Here is a 342-nt window from a genome sequence, read left to right as displayed (position 1 = left end):
AAAATCCGCATCTTCTTCTGTAAAAGAGGACGGAAAGGAACATGGAACGCATTCCTTTCCACCAATACCGGACTGAACTTTTTTGAAGCATACCGCATCTATTCCATGCGTTGGGCCATTGAAGTCTCTTCTCTGAGATGAAAGGACTACTCAAACTCGGGAAGTGCCAATGCCTGAACTTCTCTTCGCAGATAGCAAGCATCAGCCTGACCGTAATGCAGTACAATATCCTTTCTTTCATCAAGCGGTTTGAAGCCTATGAAACCATAGGAGGATTGTTCAACCAAACCATTAATGGAACAATGGAACTGTCCGTAACCGAAAGGATTTGGGATTTGATCT

General features: G+C 43.6%; 1 pseudogene. It reads left to right on the top strand.

The annotated features are described in order from the left end of the window. A pseudogene (locus I6E24_RS16820) lies at positions 1-342 on the top strand (IS4 family transposase); the annotation flags it as partial.

The sequence above is a fragment of the Bacteroides caecigallinarum genome (genome assembly GCF_021530995.1).
GTDB classification, from domain to species: Bacteria; Bacteroidota; Bacteroidia; order Bacteroidales; family Bacteroidaceae; genus Phocaeicola; species Phocaeicola faecigallinarum.
Note: the sequence above shows the minus strand (reverse complement) of the source record. Positions and strands in the feature narration are given on the sequence as shown.